Below are 20657 nucleotides of genomic sequence, written 5' to 3' on the forward strand. Positions count from 1 at the left end.
ATCTAGCGGTTTTTCTTTCAAAAAGGTTCGGTTCATTCCAAAAAAGTAAAGACTTCGTCTAATACCTTTTTTGGCGGAACTTCCGGTTTTTCCGCAGGGTAGCCCACTGGCACAATAGTTATTGGACGAAGATGAGGAGGAATACTCAAAACCTCACGAACCTCTTCCTCATCAAATGCTCCAACCCAAACGGTCCCAAGACCAAGAGAGTAAGCTCTTATATGAAGATTCTCCACAGATGCTGCAACATCCATTATAGAATATAGTTCTACTCCTCTTTTTCCGTATTTTTTCTCTATCCGCCTGTCAGCGCATGCAACGACGATAAGAGGGGCAGATGATATAAACTCCTCCTGCATTTCCCCACAGCATAAAGCAATTTTTTTTCTTAGGGCTTCATTCGTGACAAAATAAAAATTCCGGCTTTCCAGATTACCGCTTGAAGGTGCAAATCTCATTGCATCTACAAGTTCATCTATTATCTTCCTATCTATTTTTTTATTCAAATATGCTCTTATGGACCGCCTTCCCAAAATTGCTTCTTTTACATCCATATCCCTTTCCCTCTCGGAGTCATCTCTGTTTAAGATTAGCATATTTAAAGCTAAGTAAAAATAAAAAATCATAACAGAAAAAAGAACTTTTCATAACGCTTTAAAATAAATTCTCAACATAATCCACCCTATAGCTTGCCCCGGTAGCTCAGTGGTAGAGCGGCTGGCTGTTAACCAGTAGGCCGCAAGTTCGAGTCTTGCCCGGGGCGCTTGCAATCTGAAATTTTATCATCATCAGCAGCTTCTGGTAGCTGGCTTGTAACATCCTATAATCAGGCATTCAAAATGAATATCAAATAACAATCAAGATACAGATAGATAGTTAAATCATTACTGAAAGTTTCCTACAAAAAGAGCGGTTAGGTTGAAAGCAAATCGCAAAAGGTGATTACAACCCTATGATGAGAGTCCCATGAGAATCGAATATAATCTATTCATTTTTTTAGATTCAAAAGAGGCCCAACGCTCGCTCTTCTTAAGCTCCTTATATAGGCCGTATACACCATTCATTTCTTACCTATAACATTTCCACCAACTTTGTTGTTTTTTTTCTTGTCTAGAGAAGGAGGCTTTCCTTTTGAAGCTAATCTGATGGAAATGGCCAATCCAAGCGACAATACGGCTATGAATAACAACGCCAAGCTCAATACAATCAAAAATAAAAGAACCTCATAAAGAAAACCAAACGATTCTATCTCATTCAAAACAACCAATATAAGATCAGATAATAAACCAAAATGATTTGCTTGTTCACCTTTATTTTCGCATTCTGGTTGATAGTACAGTCCAATTCCGATTATAATAATTGTTGATGTAGCAATACTTGTTGTTATCCCTAAAATTATATAATATCGCAGAGTCTCAAGATAATGATATTCCTCCTCACCTAATGGTTCGCTTTCGGTATCGAGTATCTTCAGGCTTGCCTCCACAAGCAGACAGGAGACGAGTATTACCAAACCTGTGCATATAATTAGAATAGAAAAAAAGATATACCGATTATACTGATCTGTACCAAATACACCAAACATGTTAGTATATAAGAATAACTCTAATATTACAACAATCAATAGTGTAAGATATATTAGTTTATCTCTTTTTTTTATGTTTCCTATAAAAGAATCAAAGCATTTAAAAATTGAATTTAATCTCTGAGATTCCATAGTTATTCTCTTTATACCGCATATATCTAAAATCACTTTGGGGATATAGTACCTTTTAAATATTACCTCTAATCGAACTTTAAGTAAACATTTGAAATTTTGAACAGAACATCAACTCTTTTTAACCATCGGTTTGTCACCATTTAACAATTATAACTTCGTTTGTGCACAGCTTTAAAAATCATAAGAATTATTTTTTCTGTGTCGCTAATTTTCCAGCCAACTTCTAATCTTTCTAGTCTATGGTGCTTTTTCTCAATAACCTTAATTTATTTCCTAATAGCGCTTCTAATAGGATCTCTAACAGAGGGACTTCAAACAGAGAATATTATGCTTCGCTGTGAGTTTCATCTCTAATGTATATGAATCAAAAACGCTTGCATAGAAGCTGACTCTACCAAACTAAGAAAGCCCCACCCAAAAAGTCAAATTGCCGCTTCTCTAGGATATCGACAATATTCACTTTAACTATATTACTTCACAACTAACTAAAGAAAACGAAATTTCAGTGCCAAAACCCTTTCAGCCAGCCTTCCGTCCATCCTTATCATTTAGAACTTATTTCCGCTTAAGCTCTTCCTTGACGGTTCTGACGATGTTTTCAAAGCAGAGTCCAAAGTGTTTTAACAGCTCCAGTCCTCTTCCTGTCTCTCCAAATTCCATCCTCATCCCTATTCTTTTAACTCTTACAGGCTGAATTTCAGAGGCCACTTCGCATATGGCGCTTCCAAGTCCTCCCTTTATTTGGTGTTCTTCAACAGTAACAAATAGAGAACATTTTTTTGCATATTTTTCTATGCAGCTTTGGTCGATTTCAACCAAATCATATACATTGAGAACAGCTGCGCTTATACCTTCTCTCTCAAGAATATCTGCGGCTAGTAGACTTTCATGTACCATTGAACCGCACGCAAAAATAGTAACATCATCCCCATCCTTGTAAACCGAAATCTTTCCAGGTTCAAATGGGGTTTTTTCTGTTGTAAAAACAGGCATTTTCTCCCGCCCGCATCTTATATATACAGGACCTTCAATTTTTGCGGCTTCAAAGACAGCTTTTTTAGTTTGCTCGTAATCACAAGGGACAAATATCCTCATTTTTGGCAGGCTCCGCATAATGGCAATGTCCTCTAGCGCTTGGTGAGTCGCACCATCCTCCCCAACCGTTACTCCCGTATGTGATGAGACTATTTTTACGTTTGCCTCACCATAACAGATAGCAGTTCTAATCTGCTCCCAATTTCTTCCAGGGGAGAATATGCCAAAAGAAGTCATAAACGGTATTTTTCCCTCATATGCAAGTCCGCTAGAGACACATGCCATATTTTGTTCCGCAACTCCACACTGAAAAAATCTTTCAGGATACTTTTTTGCAAAATAGTGGGCCCTCACAGATTCTGCCAAATCAGCAGTAAGCACAACAACATTCTTATTTATATTACCAAGTTCAAGGAGAGCCTTCCCAAAACCCTCACGTGTTGATTCGTGGATTAAGTCGGGTGAAAGCGGATCGAGGAGGTGCATTCCTTGGTTTAACTCCATCTCTAATCTACTCCATCTCAATTCTTCTTCTTTCCGCTTCCAGTTCTGCGATGGCTCTTTTTGTCTCGTCCTCCTTTGGCGGAGTGCCGTGCCATCTATGATTTCTCTCCATAAAGGATACCCCCTTTCCTGGAACCGTTCTTGCAATTATCATCGTGGGTTTTCCTCCCGTCTTTTTTGCGTTGGCAAGAGCATCCTTTATCTCTACAATGTTGTTCCCATCAATCGAAATTACGTTCCAATTGAATGCTCTATACTTCTCTTCAATTGGCTCAAGAGGCATTATCTCTTCAGTGTTGCCATCTATTTGTATGTAGTTTCTATCCATTATAACCGTTAGGTTATCTAGTCCATATTTTGCTGCAAACAGCACAGCCTCCCATGTGCTTCCTTCCTGATGTTCACCATCAGATGTTATGCAATAAACTCTCGCATTCCTCCCATCCAGCCTCATCGCAAGTGCAATTCCACATGAGACCCCAAGTCCCTCTCCCAAAGGGCCTGAGGAGTTCTCTATGAATGCAAGATACTTTCTTGAAGGGTGGCCTTGTAGTGGCGAGCCAAGTTGCCTAAACCTATCAAGTTCATTTATAGGAAAATATCCTGCATGTGCCATTGCAGAATAGTAAGCCGCGCAGACATGACCATTCGACAATACAAATCTATCCCTCTCCTCCCACCGAGGGTTTTTGACGTCGAAATTCATTTCTGAAAAGAATAGGACAGAAAATATTTCTGCAAGCCCCAACGCTCCAGCTACATGTCCAGATTTAGCCATCCCTACCATCTTGACTACATCTTGTCTTATTGTATTGGCAATCAGTTTAAGCTCTTTGTCAGAATCAACCCGTTGCCTCCTAACCATGCCCCTCTCCTCGTCTCGTTATAGATTCTTATAAATGGCTTAAACTTTCAATTGCCTTTCTAATATTTTGACTTTCAAAGATTGCACTTGCAACGGCAAGTGCATTTGCACCTGCTCTTATTGCGCCCGGAGCAGTCTTTTCATTTACACCGCCATCCACTTCAATTCTTATACCTGGATTCCACCATCTTATTTTTCTGATTTTGGCTTCGACTGCCTTTATGTATTTTTGCCCCGAAAAGCCTGGGTAAACTGTCATCACAAGGACAGTATCAATTACGCTGTAGTCTACCAAATCCTTGATTCTCTCTGCTGGAGTATCTGGGGAGATGGCAATCCCAACCCCCGAGCCCATTGCTCTTATTTTATGTGCCAACTTGCCTGACTGTTCTCCGCAGGATTCGTAATGAAATATGTAAGTTGCGTGCTTTTTTCCTATTCTTTTTATGTAACCCTCAGGATCCTTTACCATCAAGTGGTATTCTACCTCGGAGCCGGGAGGTGTTGGAGGCAATTCTTCCGGCTGAAGTGTTTTATTTGGCACGAATTCTCCGTCCATCAAATCAACTTGAACACGATTTACAAGCCCAGCAACTTCTCTTGCCTTTCTTTCGAAATCTTCTTGTGTTTTGGAAAGAATAGCAGGAACTATTTCAACCATAATCCCTCCCCTAATTCTTGATACATTTAATATTTAAAACATCCGCATTCGACTTAAAAATCTACTCGTTATTGCGACAGAGAGAAGCATCAAAACAATTATAAAGAAAACTAACAAAATTCATATGTGCCCATTTATACTAAGGGAGGCGATGGGGGTAAAACGCGCCTATTATCCGGCGAGCTAGTTCAAAAGTTTAACCCCAGAATAGAAGCCTATGGCTCTGTAGATGAGCTAAGCTCATTCATAGGTGTTGCAAGAAGCATAAATAAGGATAAGTACCTTGACGCTCTTCTCAAAAGGATTCAATCAGACCTCTTTATTGTTTGTTCAGAGCTTGCAAGTACAAAGGAGATTTTAAGTAAAGAGCCAAACAAACGTATTAAAATCGAGGCTTCTCACATACACGAAATTGAGAAGGAAATAGATAAATTAGAAGCAGAGCTTCCGCGGATTTCAAGTTTTTTGTATCCCAGCGGAACAACTTTGGCAGCCATTTTTCACGTTTCTAGATCGGTTTGCCGAAGGTCAGAAAGAAGTGTTTGTAATCTAATGGAAAAGGAACCTCTAAACATGAACGTCCAAATATACTTAAACCGCTTATCCGACCTTCTTTTCTTGCTTGCAAGAAAATCAAACAAAGATAGAGGAGAAGATGAGGAACTATGGAAGATATAGGTTCCAATAATATAAGTTTCAATAAGCCGTTAAACGGTTAACTGCTGTTGGTGTTGTTCGTGATTATAAAAAGTCAACTAAAAGAAAACGTTCAAAACTCTTATGACCTTGACCCCCGCGCCTCGCAAGAAGCTCTCCAGTCGCTGTATAGGTGTTATCCCAATTTAAATCGCATCTTTATCCGTTCAGTCTTTCATAAACATCTGCTTAATCTTGATAAGAGCTCGCGGATAAAGAAGTACCTTCATATTTTTGCAAAAAAATTAGCTGACGAGGAGATCAAAGTCAAATCTGAAAATGAAAAAAATGATTATGGTAATTCAACAAATGATAACTCAGCAAATGAGGATAAAAAGGAGGAGGTATCCAAAATTAATCCAGCTTATACTGCCTCATCAAAACTCCTGCCTGTTTGAATAACTCGGAGGTTTCATTTGTCATTGGGTAATCTGCATTATAAACTACCTCTCTAATCCCAGAGTTTATAATCATTCTTGCACACATGAGACATGGAGAGTAAGTTACGTAGATGGTTGAGCGAGCAACAGAAATTCCGTGATATGCTGCCTGAGAAATCGCGTTTTCTTCTGCATGGGCGCAAACACATTCTGAGAGATTCTTACCGCTCTCTTCAAAAGAGTTGCACCTCTTGCATCCGCCCTCGTTACAGTTTATACATCCGCGCGGCGTCCCATTATACCCGGTAGAAATAATGCGTTTGTCCTTTACTATAACTGCTGCAACTTTTCGCTTTATACAATTACTTCGAGAAGCGACTATTTTTGCTATGCTCATAAAATATTCGTCCCAGGAAGGTCTGTCAGGAACAAAATCCTTTGAAAGAGTTGCTAAGAGTCCATCTATCAACATATAAAGATTTTTAAAATCAAGTTCGTTTTCGATCTTTTTGTCAGCCATCTGATAGGTAGCATGGGTATTCTGTTTTGTTTTTTCTTCATTCTTTGCTTCTTCTTCCTCGATTTTCAAAAAAGCGTCAAAGGTATTTGGATCACCCTCCCTACCCCTTTTTCTCATCCTTTCAAACCTAACACGTTGACTTGCAGTAACATATACTAATACAAAATCCTTTCTTTTTCTAAAAACCTCCACTTCTGCCGGATTTCTAAACGAATCTACCACAAAGTTTTTGTCAGGGTTGAGTTCTATTTTTTGCATAATCCTCTCTGCAAGTATCCCCGGACCATACTTATCTCGCAATTCATTTCCGCGTTTAATCAAGTTTTCTCTCGTAATACTCATTCCGTTTTTTGCTAAATCCTCCCGAATGGCGTCTGACAAAGAGTAATAATAAAAGCTCCTTTTCGTGAGATATTCTGCAACAGTTCCTTTTCCTGCACAATTTTCTCCTGTTAATCCTATAATCATAAAGCCGCCTCCATTCGCCTCCCAAACACAATCTTTACATGCAATTCATTAAAAAGCTTCTTAGCCCACTTCCCTTTTCCCCATTTACCCACCAAAAATCATTTAAACTTAGTTCGTTTAAATATAACAATAATGATTACCACCAACGATGAAGTGACCGTGCAACAATTCAAAGACAAAGTAGCTAACCTAATTTTTTCTGGAAAGAACATTGATTTAGATGCTTTATCCATATCCAACATCCAAAGATATTTAAGAAAAACAACCACCAGATTTCGAATTGTTAGTGCACACCTCAGACGACTTGAGGGTAGACATACCCCCTATGGTAGAAGAAAGAGGTCAGAACTTGCTTTAGAGTTAAAAGCCTTAGATGAGTTGCGCTCTCTTTTTGTTTCAAAACTACAATTAAAGAGAGAGCTATCAAAAAAACCACCTCTTTTGGATGAAACGCCAGAGCAACAAGTACATGCAAAAAAACCGAAAACCAAACCCAAATTATCAGCCAACTTTAAAAACGGAGAAAGCGTGAGCTTTGCTTCTAGTCAACGCAACGAAAGTACAGGCGGCAATAAAACACAGAGTATCGCAAGTAAAGATAAAGAAAATACAGCTCTTTCGCCCATCGTAAAAAAAAATCGATTAAACGCCTACAAAAAGATTAAACGCCTACAAAAAGAGCTTTTTGAAGTACGGAGAGCAATATCCTCATTGGGAGAATCTAATTCTAACCAAAATTCACCTATTCTTCACGATCTGTTAGCAAGAGAAAAAATATTGGAAATCCTAATAACTGAGATAATATTCAATTCTCAATTGAAAGGGGGAACTATAAACTCAACATTAACTATTGAAGATAAAAGAAGACGAATTATTCAACTTGAAACGAATTTGAATATCGCAAAAAAGAGGATAGCGGAGCTAACAGATAAAGATAATCTTAACCCCGATGATCAGTATCTGTTATCATTCTTCAAACGTGAGGTCCAAAGAATAGAAAAATTACTATCATATACCTGGTCATTAAAACCTGTTGATAATCAATATCTAAAACAATATTAGAATTTTTAAAAAGTTTGTGGAAAATATGAGAAACTTGCTAATTCCAAAAAATAGAGAGAAATTACACATCCTAGTGCGAGAAATAGAAAGCGAAAGGAACATGACACGACTAGCTAGATTACTCTCAAAAGAAGAAATTCCAATTTTAGGTGTCCACATCCTCTATCCTGAAACTAATCCTCAGAGTTTCATTGCATCTTTTTCCCGCTATCTTGAATATAAAGAAAGGCTGATTTCCTTTGTATCCGCTCTTCCAACAGAAGTTTGGAAAAGGACAATTCTCTTTGTGGAGTCTGAAAGCGGGGCAAAGGTCACTTCAAACTTTTTTTTCTCGATTCAGGCGCATTCTTATAGTCATAGTACTTATTTTATGTCAACAATAGGTGAGATAGAATCTCCATATGATGATGAAAAAGCATGGCGCAATCCACAAAAAACACAATTTAATATTATGTATGGAGGATATGACCGCATTCGCAAAGCCCTGAATGATTCTATTATCTTTGTTTTTGGATGTTACAAAGAGTCCTGCATCAGACGCGTAACAGCCGAGTTAAGAGCAATTGCTATGGAAAAAGGGAGGTATAACCTAAAAATCCCAATAAACTCAGATTTAATCTTGTAAGGTTTTTGTTCCTTTTGGGCTCATCTAAGGGGCAAAATAATACAACTTTTCAAACTTCACGAGAGAAAAATTTGCGAGTACTTATATTTTTTTAATCTAATTACAACTTTCCTGTTTCACTCCAATCAATTTTATATCTTTATAAAGTAAACCTAATAAATAAATAATTTATTATAAAAGTAAACCAAAACTTTTCGTAGCACTGCCTCTCTTCATTTTTGGTTTACTGTTAAAGTGTTGAGTGGTTATCTGTGATGGCAGAAGCGGGCTTCCAATTAAAAGATAGCTCAAAAAATGAAAAAATGCATCAAACTAACCAGTTTTGGTTTACTTATAAAATAAAAAAAGATTTAGGTTTATCTAAATAGTAAAATTTTTTATGCTATACGAGTCATAGAACGCAGTTTATAGAGCCATATTATGGAGCATTTTAATTTCTGTTGCTTTATCCGATTTTCTTTTAGTTTTTCTAATATTTTTTTAGTTTTATATGCAAATACAGAGATTCTACGACTACACTTATAGACTAATGTCGAGTTGAAAGTTTACAAATCTCTATCAATTATCTACTTCGAATGGAAGACTCAAGAATAGATTCTGAAAAACAGCTCCCAGAAAATTGACTTGGAAGCCCTTTTCTCTTTCGAAACAATGATGTTTGATTCTCTATTTGCTGACTTTTCGCCAAAGCTGGGATTGGAGAACGGGCGTTAACCCACTAGATTAATCTACATTTCTCAAAGACAACCATCCTGTGGATATTAATACACTACCTAGGTGTCTTTAGCATCTTATTGGTAACTACGTTAAAACCACTTTTATGAGCCAACTACTTCAGAAGCTTTAGTTGTACATTTTAGTTGGTTTATATCATAATATTGAAACTCGCATTTGCATGTTGGCGTTCCTACGTCGCTTACTGTATCATTTAAGAGCATTGCATAAAGTAAGTCCAAATTACAAACATAAGCTACTGTCTCACACATTTCTGCGCAATAAATAAGCGGGTCTGTAGCGTTCTTGCAATTTGAACATAGAAACCCTATTTCTTTGTATGGTTTGGAGCTTGTGCTAATACAGCCACCAATAAAAAAAAGAAAAACGAATGCGAAAATAATCTTTTTCATAACAAATAGATGAAAGGTTAAATAAAAAAGCCTATCTCAGAAGCTGAGGAGCAAAGAGGAGGACAAGTCCGAGAATAAGCAACAATAAGCCGCCGATTATCTTACAATAGCCTGCATACTTTTCACCGATATAAATCTTTGAGATTGCAAAAGTAGCTAAAGAGAAGATAATTAGATCATCCAACATATAGAAAATGTCATAGAGGAGAATGTATCCGTAGTATTCTAAAAATGACAAGTTAGAAAGAGCGAGTATCTGGGTAAAAACAGCAGGAATTGCAGATGAGCAGATAAATTCAATTGAATTTACCGTAAAGGCTAAACCAACTATTGCAATAATTGTAGCGGTACTAAGCGGAGATGACGCTATAGTCTCGATGATGCCAGCTTTTTCTTTTTTTTCAGAGGGGTCATCTACTTTGCAAGTAACTCGCCCCCCAACCTCAACATACTCCTTAATACTTAATATCCCCCCGCCTACTGCAACTACTCCAACAATTACAGTAATTAACCGTACATAACCTAAAATAAGAAAGAAGTTAAGCCAAGCGGTCATAAAAAGAAAATAGAGTACTCCAGATGCAAGTAAAAAAGTCCCCACTATAAGCCAACTTTTTTTTGGTTCGTTTAATGTTGCAACGACTCCAATTAAATACACTAAAACCCACATTGCACAAGGATTAAAACCATCTATTAATCCAAGGATTACTGCAAGCATGGGAAGCGAATAGCGCTTTAAATCTATTTTTCCAATGAGAGGAGCTTCTATTTCATAGGACCTTTCAGCCGCAGCCCCTCTTTCATATACCTCCTCAAATCTGGTAGAACTCCTATTTTCAAGTTTTTGCTTTATGCACTGTTCAATATACGCCCCAGTCGTTTCTCTGGACTCCCATCCAACAGAATAGCAGTCTCCTATTACTGTTGTTGGAGTGCCAATTCGGGGAATCTTTAATCTCTCAACCGTTTCGAGATAAATGGTTGCTTCTCTTTCAATTTCAACGTCGTGGTATACCCACTGGACTTGTGGATATCTCTTCATAAGCTCCTCGTTGAATGGTTTTTGAGCAGAACAATGCGGACAGGTTGGAGAATAGAAAAAGTGAACTTCAAACAATGGCTTTTCTACTTTTACTGTCTCGTACTGGCTGGTAAAATACACCAGCGAACCTAATGCAATCAGAAAAACAACCAGAAATCTGTTAAAATCATCCGATAGAAAACTTTTAATGCTAAAAAATATACTACCTATCATCAACTTACCTTCAAAATGGAAGGTTGTTATTTACGTCTTTTTATTTATAAAGTTTGTTTCTTCTTTTTTGAGTAAAAATTTTCTAATTTTGTCATGAAGCTTCCTGTTGCTTGCAAGAATTGTTGTTTTTTTATTCATACCAATCTCTTCACGCCTAACCTCTTCTACTAATCCTCCAGCCTCTTTCACAAGCAATTTTCCTGCAGCAAAGTCTCCGGGTTTTAAGTTTTGATGAAAGCATGCATCTATAGCTCCCTTGGCTAAAAGCGCATACGTATAACAGGCAGCTCCAAATATTCGAAGTTGAAAAAAGTTTTTTGAAAACGAAGAAAGGCTTTCATTAGAGCTTTTAACGGCGTCTAGGTGTGAAATGTCATCAAGAACAAAAACTGCATCTTTTAGCGTTCTTATTTTCGAAACATGCAATTTTTTACCATTGAGATATGCTCCCTTGTTCGCTTCTGCATAATAAAGTTCATTTTCCAGAGGAAAAAGCATTCCTCCTGCAACAGGTACGGCCCCTTTATATAACGCGAGTGAAATACCCCAAATTGGTATGCTTCTAAAATAATTGTTAGTACCGTCAATTGGGTCTATATACCAGCAGTATTCTGACTTTCTCTTTATTCTAATTTTTTCCTCGCTCCAAATCGAGTGAGTAGGAAAGCTCTTTTTTATCATCCCGGCAATTATTCTTTCTGACTCATAATCAGCCCGCGTTACGACTTCCTGGACACTCTTATAAGAAACCGACAACTTCTTTCTACAATATCTGTTTGCTATTACACCTGCTCTTTTTAGAGTATCAGTTATAAATTGTTCAAATCTCATTTCTATCTTCCTGTCAATATGGTATTAACATTTAAATATTCTCTTGTGCATATAACTAATCATGGAAAATAAAATAAGGATTGATGTAGGAAAAAAGCGTTTCTACATAGATAATGTTCTATCTATAAATAGCGAGCTAGTAACTTTATGTAGAGGTATAAGACTGCTTTCAGAGAGAGATACGGGAGCTACTGCTGCCAAACTTATGCGTTATATAATGGAAATAGGCCCAAGTAAGGAAATCGGTTGTTCTGAGCTTTCAAGAATCTCAGGACTTAATCGTATTACATGTATACACCATATGAAAAGATTAGAAAGCGCCGGCATAGTCAAAAAAAAGGATTCAAAATATCGCCTTCTATTCAATAGCTACGAGGAAATTGTAGAACAACTGAGAGAAAAAATGCTTGATGAAATGGAAGAATTTCTAAAAATTGCTCGTGAGCTTGACTTTCACATTAAATCAAAGAGAAAGGAGAATTTTCGGACTTCATCATCAAGAAGCTCAGAGAAATGGGTTAAAATTGAGGTCCAATAAACCTTCATTTCACCGAACGTTAATATCTGGGTTGGGATAATGGTATCAGAAACCGAGATAAACCAAGTCCCTGAAAAAAAGGGAGAACAGAAATCCGAAGAAGAAAGCGGAAGAGATGAACCAGCTTTAGAGAAACCAAGTCCCATTGATGAATTAAAAGATAAATATTTGCGACTAGCAGCTGAGTTTGACAACTATAAAAAAAGGATGGAAAAGGAAAAGACGGAGCTTTTGCGTAGAGGTGAAGAAAAGATGATTCTGTCCCTCTTACCGGTGTTAGACGATTTAGAGGCCGCTGTAGACTCTGTCGAGGACGAACAAGCAAAGAAGGGTATACTCCTAATAAAAGAGAAAATCTTTTCTTTGATGGAACGAGAAGGACTAGAGAAGATCAACACTGATGGAACTTTTGATGAATCAATCCACGAAGCAGTACTTTTGGAAAAAGGCAATGAAGATGGAAGAATAATTCGTGTTATCTCTCCTGGTTACAAGTTCAAAGGTAAGGTAATCAGATATGCGAAGGTTGTAGTCAGCAAAAAGTAATAGAGAGGTGAATTAAATGGTAAGTGAAAAAATTATCGGTATAGATTTAGGAACTTCAAATTCAGCTGCTGCTGTCCTTGAAGGAGGGAAACCTACAATTATTCCTTCTGCTGAAGGAACAACTCAATATGGAAAATCTTTTCCTTCCTATGTTGCATTTACAAAGGATGGAAAAAGGCTTGTAGGAGAACCGGCAAGAAGACAGGCAGTTACCAATCCTGAGGGCACTATTTATGCTGCAAAACGAAAGATGGGAACAGACTACAAATACAAAATATTCGGTAAAGAGTACACGCCGCAAGAAATATCGGCGTTCATCTTGCAAAAGATAAAACAAGATGCCGAGTCTTTTCTTGGAACGAAAGTAGAAAAGGCAGTAATTACAGTTCCAGCGTACTTTGACGACAATCAAAGGCAAGCCACAAAAGATGCGGGACGAATTGCTGGTTTGGACGTCGTCAGAATAATAAATGAACCTACTGCAGCTTCTTTGGCTTATGGATTAGACAAGGGTGATAGAGAAGAAAAAATCCTAGTTTTCGACTTGGGTGGGGGAACACTAGATGTCACTATAATGGAATTTGGAAACAAAGTTTTTGAAGTGAAAGCAACCTCAGGAGATACCCAACTTGGTGGAACAGATATGGACAATGCAATCGTAGATTATCTTGTTTCGGAATTTCGCAGGCAGACAGGAGTTGACTTAGCTTCCGATAAACAGGCGCTAGCTCGACTTCGCGAGGCAGCAGAAAAAGCAAAGATAGAGTTATCTTCTGTATACGAATCTACAATCAATCTACCATTCTTGAGTGCAAACGCTTCAGGCCCTCTACACTTTACATATACCTTAACACGAGCAAAACTAGAGGAACTTGTTTACCCAATAATAGAAAGATGCAGAAAACCCGTTGAACGTGCTTTAGCTGATGCAAAAATGAATAGTAGCGACATAACCAAAGTAATTTTGGTTGGTGGACCTACCAGAATGCCAATCGTCCAGGAATTTGTCAAAAAGGTTGTTGGTAGAATGCCCGAGCGAGGGGTCGATCCTATGGAGTGCGTTGCAATTGGAGCAGCAATCCAGGGCGGAGTTTTGGCAGGAGAAGTAAAAGACTTACTTTTGCTTGACGTTACTCCACTCTCACTCGGAATAGAGACTTTGGGAGGCGTGTTTACGAAACTTATTGAGCGAAATACCACTATTCCTACCAGAAAATCACAAATTTTTACAACTGCAGCAGATAATCAGACATCAGTGGAAATCCACGTTCTGCAAGGCGAGAGAGCAATGGCTAAGGATAATATTGAGCTTGGAAGATTCTCTCTCATTGGGATACCTCCCGCGCCGCGTGGCGTTCCACAAATTGAGGTTACCTTCGATATTGATGTAAACGGTATATTGCATGTAAGTGCAAAAGATTTGGGAACAGGAAAAGAACAAAAGATCCAGATTACAGCGCCGCATAAAATGAGTGAAGAAGAAATCAAGAAAAAAATGGAGGAAGCAGAAAAATATGCTGATGTAGACAAAAGATTAAAAGAGGAAGCAGAATTGAAGAATGACGCAGAAGCTCTTCTTTACACAGCAGAAAAGACAATATCTGAATTTAAGGACAAAATAAAACCGGAAGAAGGAAAGAAGATCAGTGAAGCTATTGAGGACTTAAAAGACGCCTTAAAGTCAAATAACGTTGAAAGGATAAAAGAAAAAAGAGAGAATCTTTCAAGGGAACTTAATAAAATAGGGACAAAAATATATCAAGAAGCATCAGCACACCGGGCGGAATCTGAAAAAAGTGAAGACAGAACAGAAAATGAGAGAAAAAGCAAAAAAGAAGATGAAAGGGTTGTTGATGCGGATTACGAAAAAGTTGATGATAAAAAAAGTGGTTGAGCAGGACGGCCTGAGTGAATGTCATCTGTCAAGCGCGACTATTACGAGGTTTTGGGTATTCCCAAAAATGCCTCAAAAGAGGATATAAAAAAAGCCTACAGGAAACTTGCACTTGAATATCATCCAGATAGGAATAAGTCGCCTGATGCTGAAGAAAAGTTTAAGGAGATATCGGAAGCATATGCCGTATTATCTGATGACCACAAGAGAGCGGTATACGACCAGTATGGCCATGCTGGCTTTGACCAGCGTTTCTCACAGGAGGACATATTTAGAGGAGTTGATTTTGAGGAGATATTTAGAGAGTTTGGATTTGGGAGAGGGTTTGACGACATTTTCTCCTCCTTTTTTGGAAGTCAAGGGAGAAAAAGAAGAGCGGATATCGGCGCTGATTTACAATACGACCTAGAAATAACGCTGGAGGAAGCAGCACAGGGTGTTAAGAAAAAGATATCATTTTCCAGGTCAACCCTCTGTTCTTACTGTGAGGGCAGCGGTGCGAGAACAAAAAGGGATATTCTAGATTGCAGCTCCTGTGGTGGGAAGGGCTATGTACAAAGCTTTAGGCAGATTGGTCCTTTTGGAAATATTGTAACCACAACAACTTGTCAAAGATGCAGAGGTGAAGGAAGGGAAGTAACCTTTCCGTGCCAAAAATGCAACGGGAGAGGTACTCTGAAAAAAGATGAAGATCTGGAAGTATCAATTCCTAAGGGAATCGAAAGTGGGACACACCTTCGGCTGAGTAGGTTAGGCGAATTTGGAAAGGATGGGTATGGTGATCTCTACATTACGGTCTATATAAAAGAGCATCCACTATTTAAGCGAGAAGGGAAGGACCTATATATGGATATACCAATCTCTTTCGCTCAGGCAGGACTGGGTGATATTATCCAAGTCCCGACGATCGGAGGCGGGAAGATGAAACTAAAAATCCCTCCGGGGACTCAGACCCATACTTTCTTTAGAATTAAAGGTGAAGGCATGCCTGAGTTAAAAGGAAACAGAAGAGGGGACTTATACGTAAGAGTTGTAGTCCAAACACCAACAAATCTAACTTCTGAAGAAAAGGAAGCTTTAAGAAAACTTGGAAGAGTGGAACCAAAGAAGAATTTCTTTGAAGCCATTTTTGGTTGATGATTTAATTGATAAATAAAAACAGAGAGTATTATTCAAAAAAAGGGAAGAAGATTTATGCGGATTTCCTAACCTTTGCGAGTTCCGATACGGCTATTGCAAAATGCACTGCAAAACATTTTTTGCAGAGTTTCAAAGCAAAGACAAAAAAATATTCAATAGCAGAATTTGGTGTTGGGAATGGAAATTTTGCATATCAGTTTTTGGATTATATTACCAAAAAGAGAGCAGACCTTGACATTTCATATTCCCTTTTTGACTTTTCTAAACAAATGTTAAAAGATGCACAAAAAAGGCTCCTTAGATTTAAAAAATTGTGTAATCTCATAGTTTTTGATGCCGAAAGGGATAAGCTAGAAAATTTCAAATTTGATTTTGTTGTAATGAACGAACTAATTTCCGATTTAAAAGTAGAGCTTCATTCCAAAAATTGTTTACCTCGAGATAGAAAAAAAAGAGAGATAGTCCTGAAGTTTCTTGATCGACTAGAAGATAACCGTAAAATACCATTTAATTTTAAAGCCTGTAATTTTTTGACCAATATTTTTGCAAATTTAAATTCAAATGGGTTCATCCACGTATTTGATTATGGCTTTTATCATCGCTCCGATATCTTAGATTGCGATATCGATATATGGAATTCATTTATTTGTAGGGAATACGGCCAGCAGATAACATGCGATGTCAATTTTCCTCTTCTGACTGCAATAATGAAGGCCCAGGGGGGGATATGTAAAATAGAGAAGCAACGCAGATTTATAGAAAGATTTATAGGTCATAACGTTAGAGTAAAAGAAAAAAAGGATGGGCTTTATTATATAAAATCTTATGACAATATTATTGAGGATGACGACTTTTATCATCTCCAAATAAAAAAACCATAGATGCGTTGATGTCTTGATTGGTGTTACAAAATGATCTCAAACTTTAGGATTCTTAAATTTCATACCTTCAATGTTATAGACTCTTTCTTAGTAGCAGCCTTTACTGTACTGGTGCCGCTTTCACTTAACGCAAGAAACATAGATCTCGTTTCGATAGGCTGGATAGTTGCATTATTGCCTCTTATTTTTACAGTATCAAGAGTCATCTTTGCTTCAATTGCAGATGGAATCGGTACTAAACCATTTTTTATTTTCAATGCTGCAGCAGGCACGGTAGCCTCATTCTTGTATATGAATGCTACAAACATCGTATCTTATAGTGCAGGTCGAATTTTGGAAGGTCTCAGAGGAGGCGCCATTTGGGCAGTAAACCGACTCGAAGCGATGAAGCTTACCCAAGAGAAAAGGGTAGAAGATGAGTTTGCAAGACTCGCATCCACAAGGCTTTTTGCTTTTGGTGCAGGAACAATAATATCTGGATTCGTTGTTTTCTATATAGGTTTTGAGCTTACATTTATGTTTCTTGGTATCCTCTCGTTTATACTCTTTTTGTTAAGTTTTTCTCTAGGTACTAGCAGACTTTTCAGGGAAGATGTAAATAAAATTGTTGAAAGACTTGACTTGCGAAAAAAAAGTGCTAGACTATGGAAGATGGCTATCTATATGCTCCCGGCAATGCCCGCAACCTCACTTCCTTTAGGCTTTCTGCTACCACTTTACTTAAATAAAATGAACTTTAATTATAGCCAAATCGGAGTTTTGATTGGAGCTTACTATTTAATTTCTTCTTTTGCTTTTCCTATTACAAAGAAAGCAGGATTACCCATAAAGCGATTAGCACTCTTATGCTTTGCTTTCTTTTCAGTTGGAGTACTCTTACTTTCTTTTAAAAAAAGTATATGGCTTGGGGTCGGAATGATGGCTTTTGGTGATGGTCTAGGCTCCATTTTGTGGGAAAGATTTATAGTTAAAGGAACTTACCGATCAAAAACTGCTGCAACCGATGTTGGTCTTTTACATGTGCCTGCCCATCTTGCTACAACCTTTTTCCTTGCCGTTTCAGGTTATTTAGTCGAATCACTCGGTTTTATAAACAGTTTTTATATTTGTGCTCTACTTATGGGCATATACTGTTTTTTTGCTGCTAAAGAATTATACTAGAAGGTATTCAGTATGAGAGAACTTAGAAAGCTTACACGGTTTGAAAGGACGGTGTTGTTAGAATGCTTGAAGATACCGAAAGGTGAGGTTAGAACCTACATGGACATAGCCAAAAGTATCGGAAGAAATAAAGCATGCCGCGCTGTCGGAAATGCCTTATCTAAAAATCCCTTTCCCCTACTTATCCCCTGTCACCGCGTAATTAAATCTAATGGCAAAGTTGGAGGGTACTTAGGAAAGAGTGATGAGACTCAAAAAAAGAGATTACTGAAAAAAGAGGGCTGGAGAGGATAAATAATTTTAATTATCAAAGCGTCTGATTCTGAAAAGAGTTATTTTTGCTGATTTCTGCTACTCCAACTACCTTTTCTCCTTCTTCCAAACGCATAATTCTTACACCTGCAGTATTTCTTCCAATTATTGGGATGTTAGAAACAGGAACTCGAATAACCTTCCCCCTTGAAGAGACAAGAATAATCTCATCTTCATCTGAAACTGTTCTTATATCTATGACGTATCCGTTTCGTCCAGCTGTTTTGATATTAAATACCCCATAACCTCCTCGTTTTTGTAATCTATATTCTGAAACAAGTGTCCTTTTTCCATAACCATTTTCTGTTACAGATAGGAGTGTTGGCTTGTCGTTTAATGCCATGCCGATTACTGCGTCATCTTTTTCAAGGCGTATTCCAATTACTCCCTGTCCTGTTCGCCCTATCTCCCTTATCTCATCTTCTACAAATCTTATTGCATAGCCCTTTTTTGTTCCAAGTATTATCTCAGCTTTTCCGTAAGTCTTTTTTGCTGATATTAGCTTATCCCCCTCTTTAAGGTTGATTGCTATTATCCCCCCTTTCCTTGGTTTGGAATAGTCCATTATATCGCTTCTTTTAACTATTCCTCTCTCTGTTACCATAATAATATACTCGCCTTCCTTAAATTCTCGGACAGGCATACATGCAGTTGTTCTGTCATCCTCTATTTGAAGGAGGTTTACTATAGCACGCCCCAAAGAGTAACGGTTGCCTGAGGGTATTTTGTAAACCTTCAACCAGTGCACCATACCCTTTTTCGTAAAAAACAAAAGGTTGTCATGTGTTGATGCAATTATGATATCCTTTACTATATCCTCCTCCTTCACTTCCACTCCAATTATCCCTTTCCCTCCCCGTTTCTGGAGTTTATACTCGGAGAGCGAAATTCGTTTGATGTAGTTCGAATTAGTTATTATTATTGCAACTTGTTCATCTGGAACAAGGTCTTCAATATCCAAATCGCCCTCAAACTCAACTATCTTAGTTCTTCGTACATCGCCATACTTTTTCTTCATATCTATTGATTCTTCTTTGACTATTTGTAAAATCTTTTTTTCATCTTCCAAAATTGAAGTCAACCAAGCTATGTTTTTCTGAAGTTCTAGATGCTCTTCAATAATTTTCTCATGTTCAAGTGAAGTGAGACGCGAAAGCTTCATTTCTAGTATTGCTTGAGCTTGTTTGTCGGAGAGATGAAATTCTTTTTCAAGCAATTCCTTTGCTGATGTGGGGCTAGTTGATGACTTTATAATTTTGACAACTGAGTCTATATTCTCAATTGCCACTTTTAGTCCTTCCAATATATGTGTTCTTTCCTGAGCAGCTTTTAATTCAAAAGTAGACCTTTTTCTGATTACTTCTACACGATGAAGAATAAAACATTTGAGCATTTGCGGAACTGAAAGCACTTCTGGTTTTCCATTTACCAAAGCAAGATTAATTGCTCCAAAAGTAGTTTCAAGAGAACTGTGAGCATAAAGATAGTTTAATACTATGCGAGGGTCAGCACTACGCTTTAACTCTATCTCGATACAAAGACCTTCTTTATCTGACCTGTCATATATACCTCCAATCCCCTCTATTTTCTTTTCGTTTACTAGATTAGCTATCTCTTCTATAAGCTGAGCCTTTTGAATTTGATAAGGAATTTGAGTAATCTTGATTACACGCCTTCCATTTTTATCATCTTCAACTATGTCCGCCACTGCTCGTAATCGTATTAAACCTCTCCCAGTGGCAAATGAAGCTGCACAGCCGCCTCTTCCCAAAATTATTCCGCCTGTTGGAAAATCAGGTCCAGGTATAATCTGGATTAGTTCTTCGTTGGGTATATTAGGGTTGTCTATCAGTGCGCAGATTGCGTCTACAACCTCACACAGATTATATGGGGGAATGTTGGTAGCCATGCCGACAGCTATGCCCGAAGAACCGTTAATAAGAAGGTTAGGTATCTTTGCTGGAAGTACGGTTGGTTCTTTTAAGGTTGCATCAAAATTTGGCTGAAATAAGACTGTGTCTTTTTCTATGTCAGAAAGCATCTCCTCAGCTATTTTTGCCATTCTTGCTTCTGTATACCTCATTGCAGCCGCGTTATCGCCATCAATGCTTCCAAAGTTTCCTTGACCATCAATAAGTGGATATCTAAGATTGAAGTCTTGTGCCATACGAACTAAGGTTTCATATATCGCCACATCTCCATGTGGATGGTATTTACCAAGAACTTCTCCTACAACGCGCGCTGATTTTTTATAGGGCTTATCATGAGTCATCCCGAGTTCATACATAGCATACAATATGCGCCTATGAACGGGTTTTAACCCATCTCTAATGTCAGGAAGAGCTCTACCCACGATTACGCTCATGGCATAATCCATATAAGACTCTTCCATTTCTTTTTCGATTGGGCGAACGCTAATTACATCTCCACTCATAC

At 37.9% G+C, this 20657-nt stretch carries 21 protein-coding genes and 1 tRNA gene; 12 read left to right on the plus strand and 10 right to left on the minus strand.

The window, feature by feature from the left end:
* Positions 1-32: 32 nt before the first annotated feature.
* Complete coding sequence (locus QXF67_02495) at positions 33-596, minus strand: nitroreductase family protein (protein ID MEM3060382.1); 564 nt, start codon at positions 594-596, stop codon at positions 33-35.
* Between the two features lie 95 nt (positions 597-691).
* Between QXF67_02495 and QXF67_02500 the strand changes: the two genes are divergently transcribed.
* Positions 692-763 (plus strand) — tRNA-Asn (locus QXF67_02500).
* A gap of 297 nt (positions 764-1060) precedes the next feature.
* On the opposite strand, the gene QXF67_02505 is transcribed toward QXF67_02500, so the two are convergent.
* The 4 genes from QXF67_02505 to QXF67_02520 all read right to left on the minus strand — a co-directional run bounded on the left by QXF67_02505 (position 1061) and on the right by QXF67_02520 (position 4785).
* Positions 1061-1753 (minus strand): hypothetical protein, encoded by a 693-nt coding sequence (locus QXF67_02505; protein ID MEM3060383.1) that lies wholly within the window; start codon positions 1751-1753, stop codon positions 1061-1063.
* 522 nt (positions 1754-2275) lie between these two features.
* The gene (locus QXF67_02510; GenBank protein ID MEM3060384.1) at positions 2276-3259 is read right to left on the minus strand and encodes a transketolase family protein; all 984 of its coding nucleotides are present in this window, start codon (positions 3257-3259) and stop codon (positions 2276-2278) included.
* A 7-nt stretch (positions 3260-3266) separates the two neighbouring features.
* The gene (locus QXF67_02515) at positions 3267-4124 is read right to left on the minus strand and encodes a transketolase (GenBank protein ID MEM3060385.1); all 858 of its coding nucleotides are present in this window, start codon (positions 4122-4124) and stop codon (positions 3267-3269) included.
* A 28-nt stretch (positions 4125-4152) separates the two neighbouring features.
* Complete coding sequence (locus tag QXF67_02520) at positions 4153-4785, minus strand: ribulose-phosphate 3-epimerase (protein ID MEM3060386.1); 633 nt, start codon at positions 4783-4785, stop codon at positions 4153-4155.
* 126 nt (positions 4786-4911) lie between these two features.
* Between QXF67_02520 and QXF67_02525 the strand changes: the two genes are divergently transcribed.
* Positions 4912-5463: a cob(I)yrinic acid a,c-diamide adenosyltransferase gene (locus QXF67_02525; GenBank protein MEM3060387.1), complete on the plus strand. Its 552-nt coding sequence runs from the start codon at positions 4912-4914 to the stop codon at positions 5461-5463.
* A gap of 59 nt (positions 5464-5522) precedes the next feature.
* On the plus strand, positions 5523-5879 hold the full coding sequence (locus QXF67_02530; GenBank protein MEM3060388.1) for a hypothetical protein: 357 nt from the start codon (positions 5523-5525) through the stop codon (positions 5877-5879).
* Here the strand turns inward: QXF67_02530 and QXF67_02535 are convergent.
* Positions 5836-6849, minus strand: a complete 1014-nt coding sequence (locus QXF67_02535) for a deaminase (protein ID MEM3060389.1) — start codon at positions 6847-6849, stop codon at positions 5836-5838. The genes QXF67_02530 and QXF67_02535 overlap by 44 nt on opposite strands.
* Before the next feature lie 132 nt (positions 6850-6981).
* On the opposite strand from QXF67_02535, the gene QXF67_02540 reads away from it, so the two are divergent.
* Positions 6982-7911: a hypothetical protein gene (locus tag QXF67_02540; protein ID MEM3060390.1), complete on the plus strand. Its 930-nt coding sequence runs from the start codon at positions 6982-6984 to the stop codon at positions 7909-7911.
* Between the two features lie 34 nt (positions 7912-7945).
* Complete coding sequence (locus tag QXF67_02545) at positions 7946-8536, plus strand: hypothetical protein (protein ID MEM3060391.1); 591 nt, start codon at positions 7946-7948, stop codon at positions 8534-8536.
* An 818-nt stretch (positions 8537-9354) separates the two neighbouring features.
* On the opposite strand, the gene QXF67_02550 is transcribed toward QXF67_02545, so the two are convergent.
* The 3 genes from QXF67_02550 to QXF67_02560 form a co-directional block, all read right to left on the minus strand.
* The gene (locus tag QXF67_02550) at positions 9355-9663 is read right to left on the minus strand and encodes a hypothetical protein (protein ID MEM3060392.1); all 309 of its coding nucleotides are present in this window, start codon (positions 9661-9663) and stop codon (positions 9355-9357) included.
* Positions 9664-9694: 31 nt separating this feature from the next.
* A complete protein-coding gene (locus tag QXF67_02555; GenBank protein MEM3060393.1) occupies positions 9695-10825 on the minus strand; it encodes a thioredoxin family protein in 1131 nt (376 codons plus the stop codon).
* Positions 10826-10948: 123 nt separating this feature from the next.
* Positions 10949-11749: an inositol monophosphatase gene (locus QXF67_02560; protein ID MEM3060394.1), complete on the minus strand. Its 801-nt coding sequence runs from the start codon at positions 11747-11749 to the stop codon at positions 10949-10951.
* 61 nt (positions 11750-11810) lie between these two features.
* Between QXF67_02560 and QXF67_02565 the strand changes: the two genes are divergently transcribed.
* The 7 genes from QXF67_02565 to QXF67_02595 are packed head-to-tail and all read left to right on the plus strand — an operon-like array spanning position 11811 to position 18203.
* Positions 11811-12287 carry a winged helix-turn-helix transcriptional regulator gene (locus QXF67_02565; GenBank protein ID MEM3060395.1) on the plus strand — a complete coding sequence of 159 codons (477 nt, stop codon included), beginning with the start codon at positions 11811-11813 and terminating at the stop codon, positions 12285-12287.
* Between the two features lie 39 nt (positions 12288-12326).
* Positions 12327-12833 (plus strand): nucleotide exchange factor GrpE, encoded by a 507-nt coding sequence (locus tag QXF67_02570; GenBank protein ID MEM3060396.1) that lies wholly within the window; start codon positions 12327-12329, stop codon positions 12831-12833.
* 16 nt (positions 12834-12849) lie between these two features.
* On the plus strand, positions 12850-14727 hold the full coding sequence (gene dnaK, locus QXF67_02575) for a molecular chaperone DnaK (protein ID MEM3060397.1): 1878 nt from the start codon (positions 12850-12852) through the stop codon (positions 14725-14727).
* Between the two features lie 18 nt (positions 14728-14745).
* Positions 14746-15864: a molecular chaperone DnaJ gene (gene dnaJ, locus QXF67_02580; GenBank protein MEM3060398.1), complete on the plus strand. Its 1119-nt coding sequence runs from the start codon at positions 14746-14748 to the stop codon at positions 15862-15864.
* Positions 15865-15872: 8 nt separating this feature from the next.
* Positions 15873-16748, plus strand: a complete 876-nt coding sequence (locus tag QXF67_02585) for a class I SAM-dependent methyltransferase (GenBank protein ID MEM3060399.1) — start codon at positions 15873-15875, stop codon at positions 16746-16748.
* A 30-nt stretch (positions 16749-16778) separates the two neighbouring features.
* Complete coding sequence (locus QXF67_02590) at positions 16779-17909, plus strand: MFS transporter (GenBank protein ID MEM3060400.1); 1131 nt, start codon at positions 16779-16781, stop codon at positions 17907-17909.
* A gap of 12 nt (positions 17910-17921) precedes the next feature.
* Positions 17922-18203, plus strand: coding sequence for an MGMT family protein (locus QXF67_02595; protein ID MEM3060401.1), 282 nt, complete (start codon positions 17922-17924; stop codon positions 18201-18203).
* A 13-nt stretch (positions 18204-18216) separates the two neighbouring features.
* On the opposite strand, the gene gyrA is transcribed toward QXF67_02595, so the two are convergent.
* A complete protein-coding gene (gene gyrA, locus QXF67_02600) occupies positions 18217-20655 on the minus strand; it encodes a DNA gyrase subunit A (GenBank protein MEM3060402.1) in 2439 nt (812 codons plus the stop codon).
* Between the last annotated feature and the right edge of the window lie 2 nt (positions 20656-20657).

The sequence above is a fragment of the Candidatus Anstonellales archaeon genome (assembly GCA_038869735.1).
GTDB lineage: Archaea > Micrarchaeota > Micrarchaeia > Anstonellales > CG1-02-47-40 > JAWCQO01.